This is a genomic window from Liquorilactobacillus satsumensis, assembly GCF_964065465.1.
In the GTDB taxonomy this organism is placed as follows: Bacteria; Bacillota; Bacilli; order Lactobacillales; family Lactobacillaceae; genus Liquorilactobacillus; species Liquorilactobacillus satsumensis.
In genome coordinates, this window is sequence record NZ_OZ061606.1 from 1,857,759 (window position 1) to 1,882,159 (window position 24,401).

Below are 24,401 nucleotides of genomic sequence, written 5' to 3' on the forward strand. Positions count from 1 at the left end.
GGGGCTGTGACAAAAGTTAAATTTTGTCACAGCCCAATTTTAGGTTGCATTATGATAAAATAGTTAATTTTTTATGATCCTTCAAAGGAATATCCAAATAGTGGTTTGGAGCGACTTTAATTTAGAATACTTTGAAGTGGATCGTCTAATGAAGCAAACTTCAGTTTACAAAAACGGATGTTGATTAAGCATTTGTAGCTTTAGGCTGAGCACTTTTCTGATATTCAGCCAATGCTAGCGCCAAGGATCCCATGATTGCAGAACCGTTATGGGGAACTTTCGGAGTTACAATATATTGCTCAAGATCGCCCACTGCTACATAGTCGTTTAAGAGTTTTTTGAAATGGAGCCGCACCTTTTTTAAGAAGGCTTCACTGGAGACGCCACCGCCGATTACAATCTTGCTAGGACGTAAAGCGAGGGTAGCCTGCATGACTCCTTGAGCCACATAATAAGCAATGATATCCCAAGTAGGATCAGTTAGTGGAACATCTTGACCAGCAATGCCTAAACGCGCTTTAAAGGTCGGACCGGAAGCTAAGCCTTCAAGACAATCACCATGATAAGGACAGATTCCCTTAAAATTAAGATCAGCAGAATGCCGCTTTAGATAGACATGTCCAAGCTCTGGGTGACCTTCGCTTCCAACAAGTTTGCCATCAGTGACTATTCCAGCACCGATTCCTGTGCCAACTGTATAGTAGGCGAGGGATGAAAGCTGAAGTCCTGCTTTTTTATAAGCAATATATTCACCATATGCCGAGCCGTTAACATCGGTAGTCCAGGCAATTGGAACTGGAAAGGAAGCTTGGAGTTTATTGACAAAATCAGTATCTTTCCAGCCAGGTTTAGGCGTATTTGTAATGTAGCCATATTTGGGTGAACTTTTGCGGATCTCAATTGGTCCAAAAGATGAAACTCCGATAGCCTTTAGATCCGCAAATTTTTTGAAGAAAGCGAGCGTTTTACGCAATGTTTCTTCTGGGGTAGTGGTAGGGAAGGTGACTGATTCTTGCACCTTGAAATCTTCATTGCCTACAGCACAAACAAATTTTGTACCTCCGGCTTCTACGCTTCCTAGTAACATCTGTAAGTCCTCCATATTTTGGAATTATTTTATTTAAAGTTAAAGATTGCTTGAAGGCAAATATTTTTTGATAACCTACTCTTCAAAAGGGAAAGTTGAGCGGTTACGCAATAGCTTGACTGGTAGGACATAGCGCATTTGTTCAAGGGGTTTATCGGGTTGATCAATCCGTTGCACTAAAATGCTGACCAGTAATGATGCAATGTCGTGAATCGGTTGAACAATCGTCGACAACTCTGGATTATATTCTTGAACAAACGAAGTCCCATCAAAGCCGATTACTTTTAGTTCTTGTGGAACAGAGATTTTGAGTTCTTGAGCTGCTCTTAAGACTAAGATGGCAGTTAAATCATCCGTACAGACGATTCCATCGGCATAACGTTTGGCCAACAATTTTTTGATCGAGAGTGATTTAAGTGTTGGAGATTCTGTAAAATTGATGGTATGCACGTGTGCTGTTAACTGAAGCTTAGCGATGGTTTTTTGATAACCTTGCAGGCGCAAATCTGTCGGATTACCAGTTTGATGCGGATCACCGAGAAAATAAATATGGCGTGCGCCTGCTTGATAAAGTTCTTTGGTGGCGAGAGCTGCTCCCCGAAAGTTGTCGCTGCTAACGATGGGAATTTTATCTGAAAACAAACGATCGAATGAGACAATTGGCAAACCTACACGGTTATACTCATCAATTCCAAGGTTATGCGCACCTGCAATAATGCCGTCAACTTGATTAGCAATTAGCATGCGCAAATAGTCGCGTTCTTTTTCCCGATTATCAGCACTATTACATAAGATGATCTTATATCCTGAATTAAATAAGCGATTTTCAATTTGTTCTACTAATTCTGCAAAAAAAGGATTAACGATTGAAGGAAAAATCACTCCGATCAAATGAGTTTTCTTTCCATGCAAGGACCGCGCCAGCGAATTGGGCTGGTAATTCAGCTCTTTCATTGCACGAAAGACCTTATCCTTAGTTCCTTGGCTTAAGTACCCGTAATTATTGATCACGCGGGAAACTGTCGTCACTGAAACACCTGCTTTTGCAGCAACATCATTCAGTTTTGGACGCACTTGCAAGTCTCCTTTAGCTGTTAGTTTTGGTTAAGTTCCACCAAGAACCATTATAGGTGATTTGCGCTTGTCCTGCCAGAGTGATTGCGGTCTCATCTTTGGTGGGAAAGACCCGCATGCTCAAGACCCTTTGACCATTGTTGATAAAAATCTCACAGACTGAATAATCTACAAAAACATCCAGTACAAGCTTTTGGTGCGCTTCAAGTGGCACGCGCCGAGTTGTACCATATTTTTGCGCGAAGGCAAGACCTGCTTGACTGCGATCAACTGTTAAAGAAGCATTTTCACCGCTTGAAAAATCAATTTTTAAGCCATGCTTTTTCTGTATATCTCTAAAGAGGTATAAAGTACCTGTTTGATCAGCTGAAAATGTGAGTTCTAATTCATAGTGTTTTCCTGGTGCACTGGTAAGAATTGTTTCAGACGCAGCCGTGCGTCCCGTTAATGGCTGCGGTTGTTGGCGTAAAGCTCGAATTGCAGGAACAGGTTGTTGATAAAGTTGCCCATTTTCCAAAGAAAGCTGTTTAACCTGTGTTAAGCAATGTGCCCAGTTTTCAGAATCAGTTGGATATTCAATTTCAGGCAATCCAAGCCAACTGATCAAGTAACTTTGTCCATCAGGAGCTGTAAATGCTTGGCTGGCATAAACGTCAAAACCATAATCTAGCTGAGATAACGGCGCTGCGGGTGTAAATTCACCTTTTTCAAGATTACAGTTGCTGCCGATCAAATACATGTTAGGATAAATATTTTGGTAAGCCGCAATTTCTGGATCCAGACCTTGCGGACAAAAGATCAAGACAGGCTGTTGTGCAACAAATACAAGGTTAGGACATTCAATCATATAGCCTAAACTTTTTTGCGCGAAGTTGAGATAACCAAGATCTTTCCAATCGTGTAAATTGGTTGAAGAAAAAACTGCAATCTGACCACTCTGAGTTGCCGCATCTTGAGCTCCAATCAGTGCATAATATTTGTCATCCTTTTGGAGTAATTGCGGATCCCGGAAATGATCAGTTGTATGTTGAGGCTGGGTAATTAAGGGCTTTTCTAATTTGGTCAGTTGATTATTCTGATTGAGCCAAGCTCCGTTTTGATATGGTGAGCGAATCCAGTCAGAATCGCGCACGTTTCCAGTGTACATTAAGAATAACTTGTCACCAATCACGCTTGCTGAACCAGAGTAGACCCCGTGACTATCGAATTGCGTACTCGGTTTCAGTGCGGTTCCCAAATTTTGCCAATGAACTAAGTCAGTGGAGACCAGATGAACCCATGATTTAAGCCCATGGACCGGTCCAAAAGGAAAAGATTGGTAAAAGAGGTGCCATTGACCGTTAAAAAATGAAAAACCGTTGGGATCATTTAAAAGGCCAGAAGTTGGGGCAATGTGATAACTCGGACGATATGCCGAAGCGGCAGTTTGAGCCTGCAATTTCAGCAGATACTCGGCGTCCCACTTGTTATACGGCAAATAACGTTTACTGCGTGTCCATTCCATAATAACAACTCCCTAAATTGAAAACGTTGTCTTTTTTTCTTTTATAATTGTACTCTGCCTGTTTTTTTGTGTCAAACGAATATCATCAAATAATCTTTTACTGTTGAATTATTTTTTGCTGAGATAAAAATATGTGATAAACGATTGACATGTGTGAAATATTAGGTATGATATAAACAGTAATTATATAAAACGTTTTCAAAAGGAGCTGTTAACTATGGATTACAAAAAAGTAGCAATCGACATTATTAAAGCAATTGATCAAGATAATATCATTGCTGCAGCCCATTGTGCTACCCGTCTACGGTTGGTCTTAAAAGATGATACTAAGATTGACCAGGCGGCTTTGGATAATAACCCGGGAGTCAAAGGAACCTTCAAGACTAACGGGCAGTATCAAGTAATTATTGGACCTGGCGACGTTAACTTTGTTTATGATGAATTAATTAAGTTGACTGGATTAAGTGAAGTTTCAACGGAGGATTTGAAGAAGGTCGCAGAAAACGGGAAACGCTTTAATCCTGTAATGGCTTTTATTAAACTCTTATCTGATATTTTTGTGCCGATTATTCCAGCGTTAGTGGCTGGTGGTTTATTAATGGCTTTAAATAATATTCTGACTGCGCAAGGACTTTTTGGTGCAAAATCTGTGATTCAGATGTATCCGCAATTTAAAGGCTTGGCAGATATTATCAATATGATGTCAGGAGCTCCCTTTACCTTTATGCCAATTTTGGTAGGGGTTTCTGCTGCCAAACGTTTCGGTGGAAATCAGTATCTGGGTGCGGCAATGGGAATGATTATGTGTGCACCATCGCTAATTACTTCCGGTGATGCAGCTGCGACAATGGCAGCTGGGAAGATGGCATATTGGCATATCTTTGGGTTGAATATTGCTCAAATCGGGTACCAAAATTCTGTGATTCCGACTTTGGCAGCTGTTTATCTTTTAGCTAATTTAGAAAAATTCTTCCATAAAAAACTACCAAGTGCATTGGACTTTACTTTCACACCATTACTTGCAATTATTATTGCCGGTTTGTTGACTTTTATCCTTGTTGGACCCGTGATGCGTAGTGTGAGTGATGGGATTACTAATGGAATTGTATGGCTTTATAATATTGGCGGTTTTGTTGGAACTGGTATTTTTGGATTGCTCTATTCGCCAATTGTACTAACAGGACTGCATCAAAGTTTTCCAGCAATTGAAACACAGCTGATTTCGAATATTGGAAAAACAGGTGGAGATTTTATTTTTGTAATTGCTTCAATGGCAAATGTTGCTCAAGGTGCCGCTTGTCTGGCTGTTTATCGATTGTCAAAAAATCAGAAAATGCGGGGGTTAGCCTCTTCAGCTAGTGCTTCAGCATTACTGGGGATTACGGAACCAGCGATGTTCGGGGTTAACCTTAAACTAAAATTCCCATTCTTTTGTGCAATTATCGCAGCGGGAGTTGCCTCAGCTTTTGCGGGCTTCTTCCAAGTATTGGCACGTTCTTTAGGATCGGCTGGTTTTATTGGTTTCTTATCGGTCGATGTGAAGTCGATTCCAATGTATATCGTGGCAGAATTACTTAGTTTTGTCGTGGCATTTGTTTTAACGTATCTTTACGGAAAGAAAAATGCACACTTAGTTGATCCGGTTCCTGTAGCAAGTGCTTCTGATCAAACGAAGGTGGAGCAAAAAGCAGCTACGCTAGCAACCAAGGAATTAAAACTAAATGATGAAGTAATTGGCGCTCCGCTTACTGGGAAGGCAGAATCTCTGACAGAGGTTAATGACAAGGTCTTTTCAGCAAAACTAATGGGAAGTGGCGCAGCAATTGTGCCTGCAAGCGGTGAGATCTTTGCGCCTGTCGCTGGTACGATTACTGTTGCCTATGAAACTAAGCACGCCTATGGAATTAAATCTGATAATGGTGCAGAAGTCTTGTTGCATATTGGAATTGATACTGTTGAACTTAAAGGAAAGTTCTTCGAAACAGAAGTAACTCAAGGGCAAAAAGTGACTAAGAATCAAAAACTAGGGAGTTTTGATCTTGAAGGGATTAAGCAGGCTGGGTTTGATCCAACTGTCATGATAGTTGTTACTAACACTAATGATTATGCAAGTGTCGAAAGAATTAAAACGCAGGAAGTCACGCAGGGGGATCAATTGGTTTCTGTAACAGTTCGCAACTAAGGAATCAAGCATGCATGCGACTCACTAATTTACTTTGAGTTAAAATAATTTTAATTTAGACGTCTGAATAAGGCATGAAATAATGATAGGGCTGGGTCAAAAATTAACTTTTGATCCAGCCCCTCTTTTATTCTGGATAAACGTGTTCCATAAGTCAAAATTTTCAGCTAACTTTAAATTATGCATAGCTAAGTATGCAATGGAGATCCCTGAGTGACTTTTAAAAAGCTAAGGTGTCAGAAGAGGCGATCATTTTAAGAGCTTATTTTTGAATCCTGGATTATATTAATTATTGTAAGGGCTTTAATGAGGGACTAGGAGTAGCTGGGGGGAGTTTGGATGTTAACACATACCTATTATGGATTGGGGACTGTAATTAACTTAAGTGTTGCGGCACCTGCAAATGAAACTGATATTGAAGCGGGATATGAGCTGATTAGAAAATTTGAAAAAAAGTTGACAGTAAATCGTGAGTACTCAGAAGTGGTCGCGATTAATAATGCGGCCGGGAAACATGCCGTGATGGTCTCTAAAAGTACCTATGAATTAATCAAGCTAGCTGTGCATGCTAGCCAATTGCAAATGGGGTTCAATGTTGCGCTTGGACCACTTGTTAAATTATGGGGAATTGGTTTTAATGACGCCCAGCTTCCTGAAGCGGCGGATATTAAAAAGCTCCTGCATGTCTTGTCGCCGACTAAGATCAAGTTGGATGATGCGACCCAGAGCGTTTTCTTGTTGGAACCCCAGATGCAGCTTGATCTTGGGGGAATTGCGAAGGGCTATATTGCGGATGCTGTTGGGATCTTATGGCGGCTTCGCGGCGTTCAACAGGGGATCATCGATCTGGGTGGAAATCTTTTATTGGTTGGTGAGGGACCGCATCTAGGTCGCTGGCACATTGGAATTCAAGATCCGCTCAGAAAAAGGAATATCCCAATAGGAAGACTTACAGTACATGCGGGAGCGGTGGTTACCGCTGGAATATACGAACGTGTTTTAAAAGCACACGGGAAAGAATATCATCATATTTTTAACGCCCAAACAGGATATCCGGTCACAAATGGTCTTTCAAGTGTAACCCTTGTTAGTCCACATTCGGTAGATGGAGACTTATGGACTACCTTAGCATTTTGTCAAGGTGCTACACGCGGTAGACGTTTAATTGAGGATCAACCTGAGTTAGAAGGTGTTTTTATACAGCAAAACGGAGAAGTTACGCTGACAAGCGGATTGAAAGAAAGCTACCGCGCATTTAATTACTGAATTTTTATAAAATGAATACCTGTCTTTGAGTTGAGTATTTCAATATATGTGATATTATGAGCATGTAAGCGGTTGCTGCGGTGTGTTTAGAATGGAGGAATAGTTGATGAAATTGCTGACAATTGTTGGTAGCAATGCTAGTGTTTCGTATAACCGACTCTTATTGAAGTATCTGCAACGTCACTTTGCGGATCAAGCGGATTTTGAATTGCAGGAAATTAGAGATTTGCCGTTGTTTAATGAGGATTTACTGCAAGCTTTTCCTCAAGATATCAAAAAATTAATCACTAAAGTTGAAACTGCGGATGGGTTAATTATTGCAACTCCGGAATATGATCACTCGATGACAGCTGCATTAAAAAGTGTGCTTGAATGGCTTTCAGCTAGTTATCATACTTTGAGAGGAAAACCGGTAATGATTGTGGGCGCATCTTATGGGGCACAAGGTACTGTGCGTGCGCAGATGGATTTGCGACATGTACTAGATTCTCCTGGAGTTGATGCATATGTCCTTCCCGGAAATGAGTTTATGCTGCCTAATTGTAAAACCGCTTTTGATAGTAACCAGAATCTCAAGGAACAAAAGACGATTGAATTTTTAGAAAAATGTTTTCACAACTTTGTCAAATACGTGCAGTTAGTTAACAGTACTAAAGAGGAGGCTAAGACAATGCCTGTTGCCAAAAATATTAGGTGGGATGCCACTTACGATGTGATTGTGCTGGGCTTTGGTGGAGCGGGAGCGACTGCGGCCCGTTTTGCTGCAGATGCAGGGGCAAATGTTTTGTTGGTCGATTCGGCGCCTGAGGGTCATGAAGGTGGAAATACACGGTATGCTGGCCAATTAGTAGGCGCTGGCGATGATTTTGATGCTTTAAAGCGTTACTACCAGAATTTAACGGCGCAATTTGCTTTGGATGAAGAACTGGTCAACACTTATGTTGAAGGTATGGTTAACATGCGAGCGTATTTTAGAAAGTATTTAGGGGTGGAACCCTTCAGTGTTGCTCATGATTGGGATCATAATAAACTTGATCTGTCGGAAATGGTTCATGAATTCCCAGAATATCCTGGAAATCAAGCTTATGACATGTTGTTGGTGCATGATGGGATGCTTGATAGTGCATTATGGAAAAACTTGCGCCAACAAGTTATTGCGCGCGCAGATAGGATTACAGTTTGGTTCAGTTCACCAGGCAAACATCTGATTCAAGCTGAGAAAACTAAAACTGTTCTAGGCGTCCAAATTGAACGTGACCATGTTTTAGTAAATATTCAGGCTAAAAATGGAGTAGTCATGGCTGTCGGCGGATTTGAAAATAATCAGCAGATGGTTCAGGATTATCTAGGAGCACCGCGGTTAACACCATTAGGCTCAATGTATAACAAGGGTGACGGCATCAAAATGGGCTTAGAGGCAGGCGCTGATTTATGGCACATGCACAACTATGAGTCCTTAGGAATCTATCATGGAATGTGCGTTAGTGTTCCCAAAGGCGAACGAGGTCAGCTTTTACTAGCCCCTTGGAAGGAGCTTTTTACCGGAAGTATTTTTGTAATTGGTGACGATGGCACGCGTTATTTCAATGAGGCAGAGGCTAATCGCCACGGGCATATTTATGATCATGGGACTTGGCGAGTACCTGCAGCCAATGCGCATCCTTATGCAATCTTTGATCAATCACAGCTGGAGATCTTCAAAAAAATGAAAAAGCTGCCAGTTGCTAATTTTTATGAAATGATTATTAAGGGTGATTCATTGGCAGAGTTAGCTAAGTTAATAAAAGTTGATGCGGCTAAATTGAAACAGACACGTGCAGACTTTGATCACTTAGTAACAATTGGGTATGATTTTGCTAATCACCGCGAAATTAAAACAATGCAACCTTTTGGAGAAGGTCCATACTATGCATTGCCGCTTACGCAAACTATGTTAAATACGCAAGGCGGACCGCGGCACAACTCTAGATGTGAAGTCCTTGATCCCTGGGGGAAACCTGTGCCGCATCTGTATGCTGCGGGTGAACTTGGTGGCATTAATACTAATCAGTATCAAGGGGGGAACAATCTGGCAGAGTGTTTAATCTTTGGCAAGATTGCAGGTGAAAATGCCGCACGTCCTAAAGAAATAAGTAGGTCTACTCCAGCAACCAAGGAGGATGAGGTTTCACTGACAAATTCGTCTGTTTCAAGCTTGGAAGACGTGTCTGATGTGACGCAACAGGAGGAACATTATGTTGTGGGGGCACACCAATATCTTGGTAAAAGTGACGCCGGAATGGGAAATGAAGTAGTTGTGCGAGTCACTTATGATGCTGGAAAAATCGAAGAAATCGAGATCCTTAAGCAAAGTGAAAGTGGTGATGTCGGAGCAAAAGCACTCCAAGAATTACCGCGAACAATGATTAGGGAAAATTCCTATGCAGTCGACAGCCTTTCAGGGGCTTCCTTGTCAAGCAGTGCGTTAAAAGCTGCGGTCAAACAAGCAATTGACAAAGCCAAAAAAGCAGAACACACACAAATTAAGACACACTAATTAGTTATATTTTAACGAGTAATGCGATGCGCGTGCAGCGGGGGATGAGTCAGCCCGAGGCACGCTTTTTGGTTACAAAATTGTGTTCAACTTAAATCAGGTTTTTCGCGTAAAGCTATTGTTTAGTCCTTAGAAGTTGGACATGGATGTTCGCATTTTTACCAGCTGTTAATCGTGGTTTGGATGCCAGCATCTTCCAAAACAGTCTTATAATCTGTTAGGTCACTAGCCTGAAGCTGAGGTTGCTTTTTCAGTGCATACTGACGGTGAAGATCTGCATATTTTTTTAATCCAAATTGATGGAAGGGTAAAAGTTCAACGGCATTAACGCCAATCTTATTGAATAATCTGCCAAATTGGGCAGCATCCTTTAAGGTGTAATTGAAGCCAGGAATAACAGGGATGCGGACATGGACATTTATTCCGGCAGCGACGGCGGTTGCCAAATTATTTAAAATTACTTTGTTTGTACCACCGGTTCCAGCACGGTGTTTTGTAGGATCCCATTGCTTACAATCGTAATACATAAAGTCGATGTACTGCATAAACTCTTTAAATATTTGCGGACGTGCATCACCAGTTGTTTCACAGGCAAGGTGCAAATGTGCAGCCTTAATAGCTTTTGAAAGTTCAATCGCAAATGGTGCTTGAAAAAGGACTTCTCCTCCTGAAAGAGTTACACCACCGTGAGATTCTGCATAAAATGCTTTATCCTGCAAAATGATCTTCATGAGGTCATCCACTGTCCAGTATTTACCGACAGTAATATTTTGCTGCTTACTTTCATCATACATAGATTCTGGATGTCGTGCTTGTGATTCTGGATTTGAACACCACTTGCAACGTAAGGGACAACCTTTGAAAAAAATAACGGTTCTAATTCCTGGACCATCATTTAAACTGAATTTTTGGATATTAAAGATTAGTCCTTTATGAAGCGCTTTCTTTTGATCAAGATGTAGTGTTTGGACAGTTTTAGCCATGATAAATGTTCCCCCATTTCTTTTTGTTTATTTTTTCACTAGTTGATTATAGCACCTTTTATTTCTAACGCAACTTATTATGGTTTCTTTAGGAAATGGAATTGGTGCTGAAAAAAGGGTAGAATACAAAGTGAGAAAATTGTTTTGGAGGGAAACTATGAATCAATCGCGAATGGATTACTTATTAAAAATTGTGAATGAGCAAAAAAAAATAGAGGTTAGTAAACTCGCAGGGCTACTAGGCGTTTCTAAGGTAACAATGCGTAAGGATCTAAGTGAATTGGAAAGGAGAGGTTTGTTACGAAGGCAACATGGATACGCCATTATCAACAATAGTGATGATCTCAGCTATAGATTGGCACAGCGATATGAGATCAAACTACGCATTGCAAAAGCTGCTGCAGAACTTGTATCAGAACAAGAAACCATCATGATCGAGTCGGGGTCAACGTGTGCACTCTTAGCTGAACAATTGGGTAAGCAAGGGAAAAACGTTACAATTATCACAATTTCATACTTTATTGCAAATTATATTTCTCAATATAACAATTTACATGTCATTATGTTGGGCGGAAATTATCAACCTGACTCGCAAGTAGTTGTTGGTCCGCTTGTCAAACAAACGCTTCAAGGATTACGAGTTCAACGGTTGTTTGCTGGCACGGACGGTTTTGACGCTCATCAAGGCTTCTTTGGTAATGACATTATGCGCACAGAGACGGTTAAAGCAATGGCTCAAAGGGCACAACAACTAGTGATTTTAACAGATGCCAGTAAATTTATTAAAGCGAGTTTAGTGCAGCAATTTTCGTTAGATGAAGTTGACCTTGTAGTGACGGATAAAGGGATTACTCAACTGGCAAAAGACAGCCTGAGTAGTCATAAGATTCAAGTATCTGAAGTTTAAACTAAAATGATCAATTTAAAGATAGATGTGCTTTAAGAATTTTTGAATGAAAACCCTTGCATTTTATTGTGAAATTGTTATTATGATTTCGTAAGGAACTATTTTTAATTTCAAATGAAAGAAGAGGACGTGGATGCAGGCGAAAACGATGACGGGGTTACAAGCAAAAACCGGAACGCACACTGAGGAACATTTTGGTAAGTTAACAGCAAAAATGAAGCGATATCGTAACGCTATTTTGGATGCAAAACCTTATGTTGATGCACAACGAGCAGTCCTTGCAACTGAAGCCTACAAGGCACATCGGCATGAACAACTTGATATTTTACGTGCCAATGTTTTGAAACACATTCTTGAGCATATGACTATTTATATTGAACCTGACACTTTTTTGGCAGGAAATCAGGCGCGGGCAAATCGTTGGGCTCCAGTTTTTCCTGAGTATTCAATGAACTGGGTAATTGATGAACTGGAGACTTTTGAAAAGAGACCAGGTGATGTTTTTTATATTACGGAACAGACAAAAAAGGAGTTACGAGAAATTGCTCCTTTTTGGAAAAATAATACGCTTGAGGATCGAGGATTAGCGGCTTTTCCTTCTAAAAGCCGGGTCTTTTATGACTTGGGTATTATTGGAGCAGATGGCAACATTACTTCTGGGGATGGGCATATTGCCGTTGATTATCAAGCAATATTGCAACATGGTTTAGAGTGGTATGAAGAACGTGCTCAAACCGAACTGGAAAAACTTGATCTGACAGATTATGAACAGCAAAAGAAGTCATATTTTTACGAAGCAAGTCTGATCACGCTTGATGCTGTAAAAGAATTTGCGCAACGTTACGTAAAACTTGCAAGACAAGAAGCACATCAGATGACTAACAAGATGCGAAAGAAAGAATTAGAACAGATTGCTGCTGCATTAGAACGAGTTCCTTATGCACCTGCACGTAATTTTAGAGAGGCTGTTCAATCTGTTTGGTTTATCCATAATATTCTTCAGATTGAATCAAATGGACATTCCGTGTCCTATGGTCGGATGGATCAATATCTGGACCCTTACTACGAAAAAGACTTGAAAGCAGAAAAAATTACACCAGAGCAAGCAACAGAGCTGCTTACAAATTTATGTTTGAAGACTCTCACAATTAATAAAATTCGTTCTTGGGCACATACGGAATTTTCGGCAGGAAGTCCTTTGTATCAAAACATTACTATTGGTGGGCAAAATGCTGCGGGGAAAGATGCAACAAACAAAGTCTCATATCTGATTCTACGTGCAATTGTGCAAGCACATTTACCACAACCGAATTTGACAGTGCGCTATTTTCATGGCTTGAGTGACCAATTCATGCGAGAATGCGTGGAGGTTGTCAAACAAGGAATCGGAATGCCAGCCTTTAACAACGATGAAGTTATTATTCCTTCTTTTATTGCTCGCGGTGTAAAAAAGGAAGATGCATATAATTATAGTGCAATTGGGTGTGTAGAAACTGCGGTTCCTGGAAAGTGGGGGTATCGTTGCACTGGTATGAGTTTTGTCAACTTTCCAAGGACGTTGTTGATTGTTATGAATGGGGGCATTGATCCTGAATCAGGTAAAAAATTATTACCAGACTATGGACACTTTGTTCAGATGACATCATATGAACAATTATTGACTGCTTGGGATAAATCTTTGCGTGAAATTACACGTCAAAGCGTAATCATTGAAAATACATGTGACATGGTGTTGGAGCAAGGCTATCCAGACATTTTGTGTTCGACACTGACCGCTGATTGTCTCGGACGTGGGAAGACTATCAAGGAAGGTGGTGCAATCTATGATTTTATTAGCGGTTTGCAGGTTGGAATTGCAAACTTGGCTGATTCGCTTGCAGCTATTAAACTGTTAGTTTTTGAGAAACATCAATTGACACCTAAACAGCTCTGGACTGCTTTGCAAAATGATTTTGCAGGTGAAAAAGGAGAGCAGATTCGTCAATTATTGATTAATGAGGCACCCAAGTATGGAAACGATGATGACCGCGTTGACCAATTGTTAGTTCAAGCATATCAGCCCTATATTGATGAGATTTCTAAATATCACAATACACGTTATGGGCGTGGGCCAATTGGAGGAGGACGCTATGCAGGAACCTCATCAATCTCAGCTAACGTGGGTCAAGGTCATAGTACGCTTGCAACTCCAGACGGACGGCATGCGCGTACGCCACTGGCAGAGGGATGTTCACCTGAACATGCACTTGATATTAATGGACCAACAGCAGTCTTTAAGAGCGTAGCTAAACTGCATACTAAGGAAATTACAGGAGGAGTGTTATTAAATCAAAAAATGTCTCCTCAAATTCTGCGCAGCGAAGAAAATTGCATGAAACTGGTGGCTTTACTACGCGCGTTTTTTAACCGCCTGCATGGATATCATGTCCAATACAACATTGTTTCACGTGCAACTTTGATTGATGCACAAAAGTACCCTGAAAAGCATCGCGATTTAATTGTACGCGTGGCGGGGTATTCAGCCTTTTTTGTAGGACTTTCTAAAGAAACACAGGATGATATTATTGCACGGACTGAACAAAATCTTTAATGCAAGAAAGCAGGGTAAAAAAATGGAATTTCTATTAGATACAATTGATTTAGCTGCTATCAAGAAATACACTGCAGCGCTACCAATTACAGGAGTAACTTCAAATCCAACAATTGTTAAGAAACAAGGGAAGATTGATTTTTTTGCACATATGAAAAAGGTCAAAAAATTATTGGATGAAGATGCCACCTTGCATATTCAGCTAGTTGGACAAACTGTCGAGACTATGTTGGCTGATGCGGCCGCTATTTTTGAACAAGTCGGACCTGAGACTTATGTCAAAGTGCCGACGACATTGACTGGCTTGAAGGTGATCAAACAGTTAAAGGCCGCGGGGCATAATGTAACTGCGACTGCGATCTATACTAAATTTCAAGGATTATTGGCTATTGCTGCTGGAGCGGATTATATTGCCCCTTATTATAATCGGATGCAGAATATGGATCTTGCTGCAGCCCAGGTAATCACTGAGTTAGCACAAGCAATTGAAAAAGAACATGCTGATACAAAGATTCTAGCAGCCAGTTTTCATAATGTAGACCAAGTTGTAACTGCATTGGCACATGGAGCCCAGGCCGTTACACTGGGACCAGAGATCATTGCAGCGGGGTTGGATCATCCTGCAATTCACCAAGCAGTGACGAATTTTACTGCTGATTGGGAAAGCCTCTTTGGAAAAGGCCAAACGGTCGCAGGTTTGCTACATTCCACTGTGAAATAGGGCCTGACACGGATGTATTCTGAGGTCAAAGTTTTCCATCTAACTTAGTAAAGCACGCGTGATATTCATAATTTCGCATTATGACATAAAGTGTAGCAACTAGTGTCAGACACCCTTCAAATATTAACGGCGTAGTTATAGTAAAATGCACATCCGCGTACAAAAAAGTGGAGAGTGTGACATAAGTCGGGAAAATTTGAGTACTAACGCGAAATTACGAACATAGCGAGTAATTTGCTAGGAGTAATTCGAAGTTAGACGGAGAATTTTGACTTATGGAACACGTTTATACGGAATAAAAGCGGGGCTGTGACAAAATTTAACTTTTGTCACAGCCCCTTTTTCATGTCTCCACAAGTTGGAAGGTGAACATCAAGGGCACGTGTAGTCGTCTGAATTTAAATAATTAAAAAGGGTCCCTGGAATGCACTGCTTTGTAAGCAGAGTTGTCGCTTGTTTTGCGTACTTGTGCGTGGTGTTTAAGCATGCAAGGCATACTTTTTAATTGCAACAGCCACACCGTCGTGATCGCAGTCTGTCGTGATCGCTTGTGCGACCTCTTTTAATTCTGGAATGGCATTGCCCATGGCCACACCCAAACCAGCAAATTCTAGCATACTTAAATCATTTCCCCCGTCTCCAATTGCCATTAGGTTCGCAGCAGTCATATCGAGCAAGGTGCAGAGTTTCTTGAGGGCACTTCCTTTGGTGACACCTTTAGCGTTGGCTTCATAATAAAATGGGGTGCTCCGGGTGAAAGTTACACGGTCGGTCAATTGTGCAAAGTCACTATAGTTTTTGAGGGCAGCATCGAGGACTGCGGGTTCGTCAATGAACATTGCCTTAATCAGTTTGATATGCTGCATTTCCGCAGGTGTTCGGTATGAGATTCCAAGTGATACTAGCCTTGACTCATAAACAGTATATTTGCCCAGATCGCGATCAGCTGTATAGATTCGATCTTTGCTGATTGCATGAAAATGCAGTCCTTTTTTGCGTGCTAAGTATTCCAGGTCAACATAATCAGAATAGCTTAGCGGAGCAGCAGAAAGAACTTTGCCACTTGTAGTTTGAACCAAAGCACCTCCAAAGCCCACAACATATTGATCATCTTGTTCTTCCAATCCTAGCTGGTGTAATAAAGACACAACTCCTGACAAAGGACGCCCGGTACAGATCACAACCTTAATTCCGCTCTTTTTAGCTTGGGCGATGGCTTGCTTAACTGCGGGAGTCAACTTCTTTTCTGAATTAACCAAGGTGTCATCAATGTCAATTGCAATCATTTTAATAGCGATAGTAATTCCTCCTCAAAAGATCTCTAAGGATTTTAAGACAGTACAGCTAAACTTTAAGAACTCAGTTTCGCTGTAGTATATCCCTATTTTAATAGTAGGTTAAATCCTTAAGCTCATTTTTCTTCAATCTTACCATAAAAAAAAGCTGCATTAGCTGATCAGAATAAAAACATAATAGTAAAAATTGTTTATTTTGTAGACAAACTTAAATTAATTCGCCTTAAAGAAAACCCTTACATTAATGACAAAAAAGATCCCTTTTTTTTGTGTATTAGAACCATATCTATTTTGTAATTCAAGTGTAAAAATACTAATTAGAGATAGCGTTAATAATTTATTAAACTTAGAGGTGTTCAAGTTGAAAGTTTTAATTACTCCACGAGGATTTGCAAATAATGGATTGGATCAGATTAGAAGGATGGAAGACAAAGGATTATCAGTTGATTACAATGATACAGGTTTGCAATATAGTTCACAAACATTTTTAAACAAAGCTAGAAATTCTGATGCAATTATTGTTGGTGTCGATAAAATTGACAAGAATATAATAGATAGTTGTCCAAATTTGAAAGTCATTTGTAAATTTGGTGTTGGTACCGATAATATTGACATGGATTATGCAAAAAGGAAAAAGATAATTGTTTGTAAAACTATAGGTTCAAATTCCAACGCTGTTGCTGAGCATGTGATGGCATTAATATATTGTTGGTCAAAAAATCTTTATACAACAATAAATAGTGTTAAGAAAAGCAGCTGGACTAAATTAACAGGTACAGAAATAAGAGGAAAAACTTTAGGAATATTGGGTTTCGGAGAAATTGGAAAACAGCTTGCACGGCAAGCTGACGGTATAGGTATGAATGTTTTGGTTAACGATGTATGCAAAATTCCAATTGAAATTGTTAATAAATATCATGTAAAGGAGGTCTCGAAAAATGATATATATAGAAATGCTGATTATATAAGTCTGCACTTACCTTTGTTGGATACTACTAAGAATATGATATCTACTCAACAGTTAAAAGAAATGAAAAAATCAGCTGTTCTTGTAAATGCTGCGCGTGGAGGAATAGTTGATGAGAAGGCACTTTATGTAGCCTTAAAAAATCATGAGATTCAAGCGGCTTGTTTTGATGTGTTTTCAGTCGAGCCACCTGCTCAGAATGAACCACTGTTAAAGCTTAGTAATTTTTTGTTAACATCACATACTGCTGCACGTACAGTCGAAGCTGATCAAAGAACTTGTGTTATTTCTACGAATGCGGTTTTGAAACACCTTAGGATTATTTGAAAGTGAGGAATTTTATGGCAGAAATAAATATCGTAATTGCTACGCACGGTAATTTTGGAATCGAACTTCTGAATTCAGCTGAGATGATAATTGGTAAAACAGATAATGTTTACAATGTATCTCTGGAACCAGGGATGTCTTTTGAAAATTTTACGAGTATTGCACAAAAGTTATTGGACAGTTTAAGTGGCCCTATTTTAACTTTAGTAGATCTATTTGGTGGTACTCCGTCAAATGTAATGACTTTTCTATCACGTAAGCGTAGTCAAAAAATTATTGCTGGTGTTAATCTTCCAATGTTTATAGATCTGTATTTAAAATTATCTAATAATGAAGTATTTGACATCAATAAATTAACAGAAGGATATCTGCAAATTTATAGAAGATCAATCATGCTAACAAACAAAGAAGGAAATGATATTAATATTTAATCGAGTGAATAGAACTTTATTCTTTAGGGGTTTACGTTAATAAAAATGGAGGACATCTTAGCCTTTAGCCGAAACAGTGTATTATAAAATAGTGGAGAATACTGTAGAAGCAAAGAAATTGAGGTGAAAATATTGCAGTTGAAAGAAATATTTAAAAAATTCGTTCATATTGCTCGAGAAAATCCTAACTATCTGGTTGCTCTACTAGATACGAATCACTGTGTAACCGAGGCTAGTGATGAAAATGTTTGCGGAGAAATAATTTCACAAGATATGGATCCGGCAAGGAATCGGCAGTTTGAAATTAAAATTAATAATCAACTTGAAGGCTACCTTTGGATTCATATACATGAGCAAGATAATGTAATCGGAATGGTAAGTAAGCTTTTTTATGACTCGTTACGAACACGTATTGCACATGAATTGGAACAGGAAAATTCCCTAGAAAAATTATCATTGGAGGATCAACTGGTAAATGAACTAGTGATTAAAAAAAGTGCAGATTCTGTTTATGTACGAGATTTGATGAATAAGCTTAAGTTGGATGATACCATTCCTCGAACAGCAATATACGTATTGAAAAATGATGTATTTGACAGACAAGAAGTAACAAATCTCAAGTATAGAATAAGTGATCAAAATACATTTTATTCATTAATTAATGAGCATACGTTAAAAATTTTTAAACCACAAAGTAAAAGTAAGACTAACATTGATATGCGAAGGGATTTGATGATCTTTGTTTCTGAACTTGTAGAATGGGGATTAACTAATTGCTATTATGCAATTGGTACACCACAGTATCAAGTAAGATTATATGTTAATAGTTACTCTAGTTGTCAGTGGGTAATGAAAAATGTTGTTATGGTGAAGGATAAACCATACTTCTTCACAGACCATATTTTTGGCTATTTCTGTAGCAGATTAGATGCTGGTAAATTGGATAACTTATTTGATTATTATTATCAAAAAGTTATTAATATGGATGCGGAAGAAATGGTAGAAATTGCCGAAGTGTCAACGCCGATGTGAAAATGTAGTTTTTTGCCGATTAAAAAATGCTGTTTTTTACCGATAAAGTTTACAGTGTCTCACTGCTCCTTTCTTTATTTTGTGCGTTGAAACCTGATAAATCAGGTCCGGAATTATCCTTCTTTTCAATTAAATGATCTTTCATTCGATATGATCGACCAGTGATTCGGATAACTTTAGCGTGATGAACCAAGCGATCTAAAATGGCGTTAGCTAACATCTTATCTGAAAAGGTGTTTCCCCACTTAGAAAGCGGAATATTAGTGGTGATAATGGTTGATTTCCGTTCGTATCGTCTTTCAATTAACTGAAAAAACAGCTTAGCGCCCACTGACTCAATTGGAAGATAACCAATCTCATCAATGATTAGAATTTGAAAACGGGCATACCGGCGTAGCACTTCTTCGCTCCGGCCTTGAACTTGTGCTGTTTGAAGCTTGTTGATGAGGTCGCTACATCGAATAAACTGCGTTGAAATTCCTTGTTTACACCCTTCAATTCCAATGGCGGTGGCTAGGTGAGTTTTACCGACACCGGAGGTGCCGATAAACAAAACGTTTTGATTCTCTTGGGTGAATCTTAGTGATCCCAAGTCCTCAATTATCCCTTGGTTAATTCCCGGTTGATAACTAAAGTCAAAGTCAGCTAACGTTTTTTCATATGGAAAGCGGGCTAGTTTAATTCTCAAATTAATCTTTTTTTGTTCCCGGTATTTAAGCTCAGCCGTTGTCAATTCGAATAAGGCATCACTCAAGGACTTGGGTGCTTCATCTTGATGATCCAATAGGTAGCCTAAATGTTCGGCGAAACGATCTAACTTTAATTGTCTAAGGTTGGTGTATAAAGCTTGGTAATTGGCCATTTTCTCACTCCATTTCATCAAACATCTTCAGGTTTCGGTCGACGTAATCATCAATGACTCGGTCATCACGATTCTTATAAAGGTCTGATCGGACAATCTCTTCCATGTCATCGCGAAGGTAAGTAAATCTTTTCAGTGAAATAGGGTGAGAACGAATTAATTCTCCGTTATAATAAATGTATAGAGTATTGTCATCGTGTTTAATTTGTACGGTTTCGTCAATATATCTTATGGGGACGGAGTATTTCCGATTTTGAAAGACAATCATTGATTCCTTGCTAACTTTCCTTGCGATGGTTTGGCTGGCATAGGCATCGAGTAAGTCGTGATCAAAATCCTGGAGATACTCTTTTTCTTTATCAAGCAATAAATAAGGCGGAATTTGAGTCGCCTGAGACTTCTCATGATTCAGCTGATCACACGTCAAATGGACGATCTCGGCTAAGTCTAGCGGCTCTTCAAACTCATGGTTGTAAACTTTGATTCGCTGAGTAGTTCTGGCCAGCGCCTCAACCTTTCCTTTGGTTTGTGGCCGAAACGGTCGACAAGCAATTGGCTTGAAACCAGCGTCCTTAGCGTATTCAACGAAGGTTTCATTAAATACCGGCTTACCAAAATTACTTTTATGATGATCGACGACAACCTTTTGGTTGTCAAACCAGATTTCTTTCGGCACACCCCCGGTTGCCCAAAAGGCATTAGTTAAGCAATCAAAAAAGGTAATTTGGCTGCGACTGAAGGTAAATTGCATGTATTTCATTCGCGAGTACCCTAAAACATATAAGAAGATGTTGCCTTTGACAATCTCTCCATGCCGAGAAACCAACGTTAAATCTTCTTTCCAATCAACCTGGGCTGAAATCCCTGGCGAGGTTTCAATCCGGATAGTGGCTTTTTTCGTTGCGGCTTTTCTGATGGTTCGACAATAGTCTCTGAGAATACTTTACTTTCCTTGATAGCCACGTTCTTTGATAAAGTAATAAATTGCCGTTGCCGAACAGCCTTCTAGAACCTTTTCTTCAATCGTTTTTCGATAATCGTCAAGTTTACTCGGCCGCCGTAAGGGTTGTGGCTGCTCATCTGGGGGCGTAAGCCCTAAATTGTAGTATCTTTTTACCGTTCGTGGATCAACACCGTATCGCCGACCAATTTCAGCGAAGTTGGGCTTTATTTTGTTCATAATATATTGCTGGACACACTGCTCAACATCTAAACGCATTTCAGTTCCTCCAAATTTGAGATGCGTTTATTTTACCGTAAAAAAATGTTGGAAAACCGACATTTTCTAATCGGTATTTTCCAACATTTTACAACCGTTGCTGACACTTATTATGTAAGCTTATTTGGAACGTATACATTATCAATGACATATGCTGAAACTTCAGTTTTGAATGGCTTTGAACGATATATGTCGAGCATTGTAAACTTAAATATTCTTCTTGGTAGCATGGCCTTTGTAATTGTACTAGATTATTCTTTTCAGGAGCAACAAATTATAAATAGAAGTATATATTCTTTTAGTTCATTTCCAATGAAAAGCATATATCAGATGTCGACATTCATTATTATAGTTTTTTCGACTATACTTATGCTTTCTGAGACAAATGGGATAGCGTATAACACTTCAGATATAAATAAAAAAGCTCTTCCAGTTCAGTTGGAGAAATTTTCACCGCAAAATTTTCAGTATAATCATAAAAAAATATTATTAGTGGATCCTATAAAGAGTGACGTTTCTGACAATTATGCATACTACGTTGGGCGCTATTATTATTTTTCCGATCAAATTGCTGTAAGGGAAGCTTTTCATATGTCTTCAATGCATTTTAAAAAATTGATTGAAAGATATAGTTATGTGGTTATTCCAGAATACCATTTCACATTTTCAATTATGGCTAAGAAAGTTTACCATCAAAGTATTGTAGCTGGAATATACCGTGTTACTAAGAATGGGTTGATAAAGGTAAAGAAAATATAACTTTGTTTGGCAAGGAGAATTCAAATAACAAGTGATTTAATAGAGCGAATTAGGATATTAGTCTTAATCTTTACGCAAAAGTTGATCCTACTAATTATTATCAGGCGACGATAGTGACGCTAACTGCCATTGCCGGGTTATAGCATCTGATTACAGTACTTGTAATAATTGCTTTTGCAATAGGGAAATTATTTCGACTTGCTGGGCGCGCGATGAATCTGGGCTGTGCAGAGAAAAACGCATAGATGCTAATGCGAACTCTGCATATAGTTGTGCCATGAATTCGTTAGTAAAACGATACTTTTTAGGTGAGGTCTTAAAATAGTTCAGCGCTGCCTGATATAAAATTGCAGAATAATTTGCTGCCAAGTCTGCATTGGAAAGGTGGACCTTAAAAAGTGCATTAATTCTGTCTTGATCATGACTGATAGTTGCAATAATTTGCTCCATGATTTTTGGAGTAGTGTGTGTTGCAATTGATGCAAAGCGCTGCTCAATTAAGCGGGTAAAATTTTCTGAGTATCTCGCAACTATTTTTTCAACTAAGTCATATTTATCGAGGTAATGATCGTAAAAAGTTGACTTACTAATTAGTGCAACTGTGCTAATTTCTTTGATTGTGATTTTACTAAAGTCCTTTTTCTGCAGTAGGGTAAAAAAAGCACTGATAATCACTTTACGGGTTTTGAGAATACGTTTATCTTCGGGCATTTGAATTCCTCCTTAAGGTAGCTTAACGGACACTTTACTTTAAAGGGTAGCATATCCTTTACTTTGCTGCAGATTGTTTATTGTAACGTTTGTTTTCTTCATTAAAATTAAATGTAGTTAGATGAAGGAGGATGAGCTAAATGTTTAAACATTATAGTGATAATGAACAATTTAATTTGCAGATCAATCGTTTCATTAATGATGAATATGAAGATGAACAGAGTGTTCAAGACGATGTGGCAGAGATTGTCGGTCAACTGAAAGATACTGAAACCTGGTATCAGGCTTGGCTTGAAAAGGCCCAGGAACGCGAGGAAAAAGGTGACTGGGAGATTGCATCCACTTATTATCAAGCTGCCGAATTTTATCTGGGATTGGATGATCCACGATCTAAAACTATCTATGACAAGTATCGTGAGACTTTTTATAAAGGTTATCATGATTTTAAGTATGAACAATTCAAAGTGCCATACGAACAGAGTTATCTTCCAGTGACTAAGTTAATTAATCCGGGGGCCAAAAAAGATCTGCTGCTTTTTGCCGGTTATGATTCCTATATGGAAGAAATGGTCAAAATGTCCAAATATCTAAAAGGAATTGATTATAATATTTATGTTTTAGATGGCCCTGGCCAAGGAACGGCGCTTAGAAACGGACTCAAGTTGATTCATAATTGGGAAAAACCGATTTCGACTATAATTAATTATTTTGAGATGAAAAATGTTAGTGTAATTGGAATGTCATTAGGGGGCTACTTAGTCATGAGAGCCGCAGCTTTTGATAAACGAATTACCAAAATTGCAGCTTTTGATATTTTTTATAGTTTTATGGATGCGTTGCGGCTACGATTACCTTATCAGACAATGACTAAAATTGAACAGATGCTCAAAAAAAATGAACGTGAGAAGTTAAATGCACTATTTCAGAAAATGATGTCAGTGAACTTGGATTTAAATTGGAAAATTAATAAGGGAATTGAAAATACAGGGGTCCGTGATCCTTTTACGCTCTTAAAAGAATTTCAAAAATATAATGTGAAGTCGATTTTACCGTTTATTAATCAAGATGTCTTGCTGTTAGTTGGGGAAGACGATCAATATGTACCAAGTACACGCTTGCCTGAAATCGAGGAAGGCCTTATCAATGCAGGTAAAGTCAAAACGGTAATTTTTACAAAGGAAACTGGAGGAGAGCAGCACTGTCAAGCTGGTCACCGCGAATTAGGGTTCAATGCAATCAAAGAATTCTTGGCATAAGCAGAAAAAGGCTATGGATTGAAGCTCTTTGAAATTACAAATTTCGCCAAAGGGCAAGAATGCTGTGTTTAATTGTAATGAATAGAGTGAGAGTGTGACATAAGTCGGGAAAATTTGAGTACTAACTTGAAATTACGAACATAGCGAGTACTTTGCTATGAGTAATTCGAAGTTAGACGGAGAATTTTGACTTATGGAACACGTTTATCCGGAATAAAAGCGGGGCTGTGACAAAAGTTAACTTTTGTCACAGCCCTTTATTTATGAGCAGTCAAGCTTTAGATGCAACTTTTAAGCCGGTAGCACCAACTGAATTTAGTGCTGTTAATGAACGCAGGGTGTCGGCATCTCTTTAACGTGCTCCAACCAGCAACCTCCTGTGCCTAAGCCAGAATTATGCGTAACCAAACCCAGGTTACTTTATAATTCTGACTTTAGTCCACGGCGGCTGAACGCTGGAAGTCGGCACTTCTATTTAACGTGCTCCAAAAGGCAGGTTTTTGTGTTTAGCATGGATCACACCGGTAACAAGTGCAGTTACCCGTGTGATCCGACACTAAGCCTCAAAACCTAGCGCCTTTTTACGCACTTCTACATAACGTGCTCCAATCACCAGCCCCCTGCGCCTAAGCCAGCATTCCGCGTAACCAAACTCGGGTTACTTTGTAATGCCGGACTTAGTCTACGGCGGC

At 39.2% G+C, this 24,401-nt stretch carries 18 protein-coding genes and 1 pseudogene; 11 read left to right on the top strand and 8 right to left on the bottom strand.

Features of this window, described 5'->3' with window-relative positions; genetic code table 11:
• Positions 1-184: 184 nt before the first annotated feature.
• The 3 genes from AB3Y88_RS08600 to AB3Y88_RS08610 all read right to left on the bottom strand — a co-directional run bounded on the left by AB3Y88_RS08600 (position 185) and on the right by AB3Y88_RS08610 (position 3,665).
• On the bottom strand, positions 185-1,087 hold the full coding sequence (locus AB3Y88_RS08600) for an ROK family protein (RefSeq protein ID WP_228889945.1): 903 nt from the start codon (positions 1,085-1,087) through the stop codon (positions 185-187).
• A gap of 75 nt (positions 1,088-1,162) precedes the next feature.
• Positions 1,163-2,161: a LacI family DNA-binding transcriptional regulator gene (locus AB3Y88_RS08605; protein WP_228889948.1), complete on the bottom strand. Its 999-nt coding sequence runs from the start codon at positions 2,159-2,161 to the stop codon at positions 1,163-1,165.
• 13 nt (positions 2,162-2,174) lie between these two features.
• A complete protein-coding gene (locus tag AB3Y88_RS08610; RefSeq protein WP_056961521.1) occupies positions 2,175-3,665 on the bottom strand; it encodes a sucrose-6-phosphate hydrolase in 1,491 nt (496 codons plus the stop codon).
• Positions 3,666-3,882: 217 nt separating this feature from the next.
• Here AB3Y88_RS08610 and AB3Y88_RS08615 point away from each other — a divergent pair, with 217 nt between their 5' ends.
• From AB3Y88_RS08615 to AB3Y88_RS08625, 3 genes are all read left to right on the top strand, one after another.
• Positions 3,883-5,847, top strand: coding sequence for a sucrose-specific PTS transporter subunit IIBC (locus tag AB3Y88_RS08615; RefSeq protein ID WP_056961519.1), 1,965 nt, complete (start codon positions 3,883-3,885; stop codon positions 5,845-5,847).
• A gap of 339 nt (positions 5,848-6,186) precedes the next feature.
• Positions 6,187-7,113, top strand: a complete 927-nt coding sequence (locus tag AB3Y88_RS08620) for an FAD:protein FMN transferase (RefSeq protein WP_056961517.1) — start codon at positions 6,187-6,189, stop codon at positions 7,111-7,113.
• Between the two features lie 106 nt (positions 7,114-7,219).
• A complete protein-coding gene (locus AB3Y88_RS08625) occupies positions 7,220-9,649 on the top strand; it encodes an NAD(P)H-dependent oxidoreductase (RefSeq protein ID WP_228889950.1) in 2,430 nt (809 codons plus the stop codon).
• Positions 9,650-9,807: 158 nt separating this feature from the next.
• Here AB3Y88_RS08625 and AB3Y88_RS08630 read toward each other — a convergent pair whose 3' ends face one another.
• Positions 9,808-10,632 carry a glycyl-radical enzyme activating protein gene (locus tag AB3Y88_RS08630; RefSeq protein WP_054757597.1) on the bottom strand — a complete coding sequence of 275 codons (825 nt, stop codon included), beginning with the start codon at positions 10,630-10,632 and terminating at the stop codon, positions 9,808-9,810.
• A 157-nt stretch (positions 10,633-10,789) separates the two neighbouring features.
• On the opposite strand from AB3Y88_RS08630, the gene AB3Y88_RS08635 reads away from it, so the two are divergent.
• From AB3Y88_RS08635 to AB3Y88_RS08645, 3 genes are all read left to right on the top strand, one after another.
• Positions 10,790-11,539, top strand: coding sequence for a DeoR/GlpR family DNA-binding transcription regulator (locus AB3Y88_RS08635; protein WP_228889953.1), 750 nt, complete (start codon positions 10,790-10,792; stop codon positions 11,537-11,539).
• A 133-nt stretch (positions 11,540-11,672) separates the two neighbouring features.
• On the top strand, positions 11,673-14,129 hold the full coding sequence (locus AB3Y88_RS08640; protein ID WP_082610520.1) for a glycyl radical protein: 2,457 nt from the start codon (positions 11,673-11,675) through the stop codon (positions 14,127-14,129).
• Between the two features lie 22 nt (positions 14,130-14,151).
• On the top strand, positions 14,152-14,850 hold the full coding sequence (locus AB3Y88_RS08645; protein ID WP_056961678.1) for a fructose-6-phosphate aldolase: 699 nt from the start codon (positions 14,152-14,154) through the stop codon (positions 14,848-14,850).
• 479 nt (positions 14,851-15,329) lie between these two features.
• Here the strand turns inward: AB3Y88_RS08645 and yidA are convergent, their stop codons facing one another.
• Positions 15,330-16,136, bottom strand: a complete 807-nt coding sequence (gene yidA / locus AB3Y88_RS08650; protein ID WP_056961511.1) for a sugar-phosphatase — start codon at positions 16,134-16,136, stop codon at positions 15,330-15,332.
• A gap of 370 nt (positions 16,137-16,506) precedes the next feature.
• Between yidA and AB3Y88_RS08655 the strand changes: the two genes are divergently transcribed.
• From AB3Y88_RS08655 to AB3Y88_RS08665, 3 genes are all read left to right on the top strand, one after another.
• Positions 16,507-17,439, top strand: a complete 933-nt coding sequence (locus AB3Y88_RS08655) for a phosphoglycerate dehydrogenase (protein WP_367293423.1) — start codon at positions 16,507-16,509, stop codon at positions 17,437-17,439.
• 14 nt (positions 17,440-17,453) lie between these two features.
• A complete protein-coding gene (locus AB3Y88_RS08660) occupies positions 17,454-17,870 on the top strand; it encodes a PTS sugar transporter subunit IIA (RefSeq protein ID WP_228890014.1) in 417 nt (138 codons plus the stop codon).
• Positions 17,871-18,002: 132 nt separating this feature from the next.
• Positions 18,003-18,902, top strand: a complete 900-nt coding sequence (locus AB3Y88_RS08665; protein ID WP_367293424.1) for a hypothetical protein — start codon at positions 18,003-18,005, stop codon at positions 18,900-18,902.
• 49 nt (positions 18,903-18,951) lie between these two features.
• Here the strand turns inward: AB3Y88_RS08665 and istB are convergent, their stop codons facing one another.
• Positions 18,952-19,782: an IS21-like element helper ATPase IstB gene (gene istB, locus AB3Y88_RS08670; protein WP_313819558.1), complete on the bottom strand. Its 831-nt coding sequence runs from the start codon at positions 19,780-19,782 to the stop codon at positions 18,952-18,954.
• Positions 19,769-20,983, bottom strand: a pseudogene (istA, locus tag AB3Y88_RS08675) (IS21 family transposase). Before istA ends, istB begins: the two are co-directional and overlap by 14 nt.
• A gap of 144 nt (positions 20,984-21,127) precedes the next feature.
• On the opposite strand from istA, the gene AB3Y88_RS08680 reads away from it, so the two are divergent.
• Positions 21,128-21,742 (top strand): hypothetical protein, encoded by a 615-nt coding sequence (locus AB3Y88_RS08680; RefSeq protein WP_228888533.1) that lies wholly within the window; start codon positions 21,128-21,130, stop codon positions 21,740-21,742.
• Positions 21,743-21,892: 150 nt separating this feature from the next.
• Here AB3Y88_RS08680 and AB3Y88_RS08685 read toward each other — a convergent pair whose 3' ends face one another.
• The gene (locus tag AB3Y88_RS08685; protein WP_228888536.1) at positions 21,893-22,453 is read right to left on the bottom strand and encodes a TetR/AcrR family transcriptional regulator; all 561 of its coding nucleotides are present in this window, start codon (positions 22,451-22,453) and stop codon (positions 21,893-21,895) included.
• 140 nt (positions 22,454-22,593) lie between these two features.
• On the opposite strand from AB3Y88_RS08685, the gene AB3Y88_RS08690 reads away from it, so the two are divergent.
• Entirely contained in the window at positions 22,594-23,709 is a 1,116-nt protein-coding gene (locus tag AB3Y88_RS08690) for an alpha/beta fold hydrolase (protein WP_228888538.1), read from the top strand.
• Positions 23,710-24,401: the final 692 nt, after the last annotated feature.

Bases quoted from the DNA above. Each gene is read 5' to 3' on its own strand.
- AB3Y88_RS08600 (WP_228889945.1), bottom strand. From the start codon at position 1,087: ATGTTACTAGGAAGCGTAGAAGCCGGAGGTACAAAATTTGTTTGTGCT.
- AB3Y88_RS08610 (WP_056961521.1), bottom strand. From the start codon at position 3,665: ATGGAATGGACACGCAGTAAACGTTATTTGCCGTATAACAAGTGGGAC.
- AB3Y88_RS08615 (WP_056961519.1), top strand. From the start codon at position 3,883: ATGGATTACAAAAAAGTAGCAATCGACATTATTAAAGCAATTGATCAA.
- AB3Y88_RS08620 (WP_056961517.1), top strand. From the start codon at position 6,187: ATGTTAACACATACCTATTATGGATTGGGGACTGTAATTAACTTAAGT.
- AB3Y88_RS08625 (WP_228889950.1), top strand. From the start codon at position 7,220: ATGAAATTGCTGACAATTGTTGGTAGCAATGCTAGTGTTTCGTATAAC.
- AB3Y88_RS08630 (WP_054757597.1), bottom strand. From the start codon at position 10,632: ATGGCTAAAACTGTCCAAACACTACATCTTGATCAAAAGAAAGCGCTT.
- AB3Y88_RS08635 (WP_228889953.1), top strand. From the start codon at position 10,790: ATGAATCAATCGCGAATGGATTACTTATTAAAAATTGTGAATGAGCAA.
- AB3Y88_RS08640 (WP_082610520.1), top strand. From the start codon at position 11,673: ATGCAGGCGAAAACGATGACGGGGTTACAAGCAAAAACCGGAACGCAC.
- AB3Y88_RS08645 (WP_056961678.1), top strand. From the start codon at position 14,152: ATGGAATTTCTATTAGATACAATTGATTTAGCTGCTATCAAGAAATAC.
- yidA (WP_056961511.1), bottom strand. From the start codon at position 16,136: ATGATTGCAATTGACATTGATGACACCTTGGTTAATTCAGAAAAGAAG.
- AB3Y88_RS08660 (WP_228890014.1), top strand. From the start codon at position 17,454: ATGGCAGAAATAAATATCGTAATTGCTACGCACGGTAATTTTGGAATC.
- istB (WP_313819558.1), bottom strand. From the start codon at position 19,782: ATGAAATGGAGTGAGAAAATGGCCAATTACCAAGCTTTATACACCAAC.
- AB3Y88_RS08680 (WP_228888533.1), top strand. From the start codon at position 21,128: ATGACATATGCTGAAACTTCAGTTTTGAATGGCTTTGAACGATATATG.
- AB3Y88_RS08685 (WP_228888536.1), bottom strand. From the start codon at position 22,453: ATGCCCGAAGATAAACGTATTCTCAAAACCCGTAAAGTGATTATCAGT.
- AB3Y88_RS08690 (WP_228888538.1), top strand. From the start codon at position 22,594: ATGTTTAAACATTATAGTGATAATGAACAATTTAATTTGCAGATCAAT.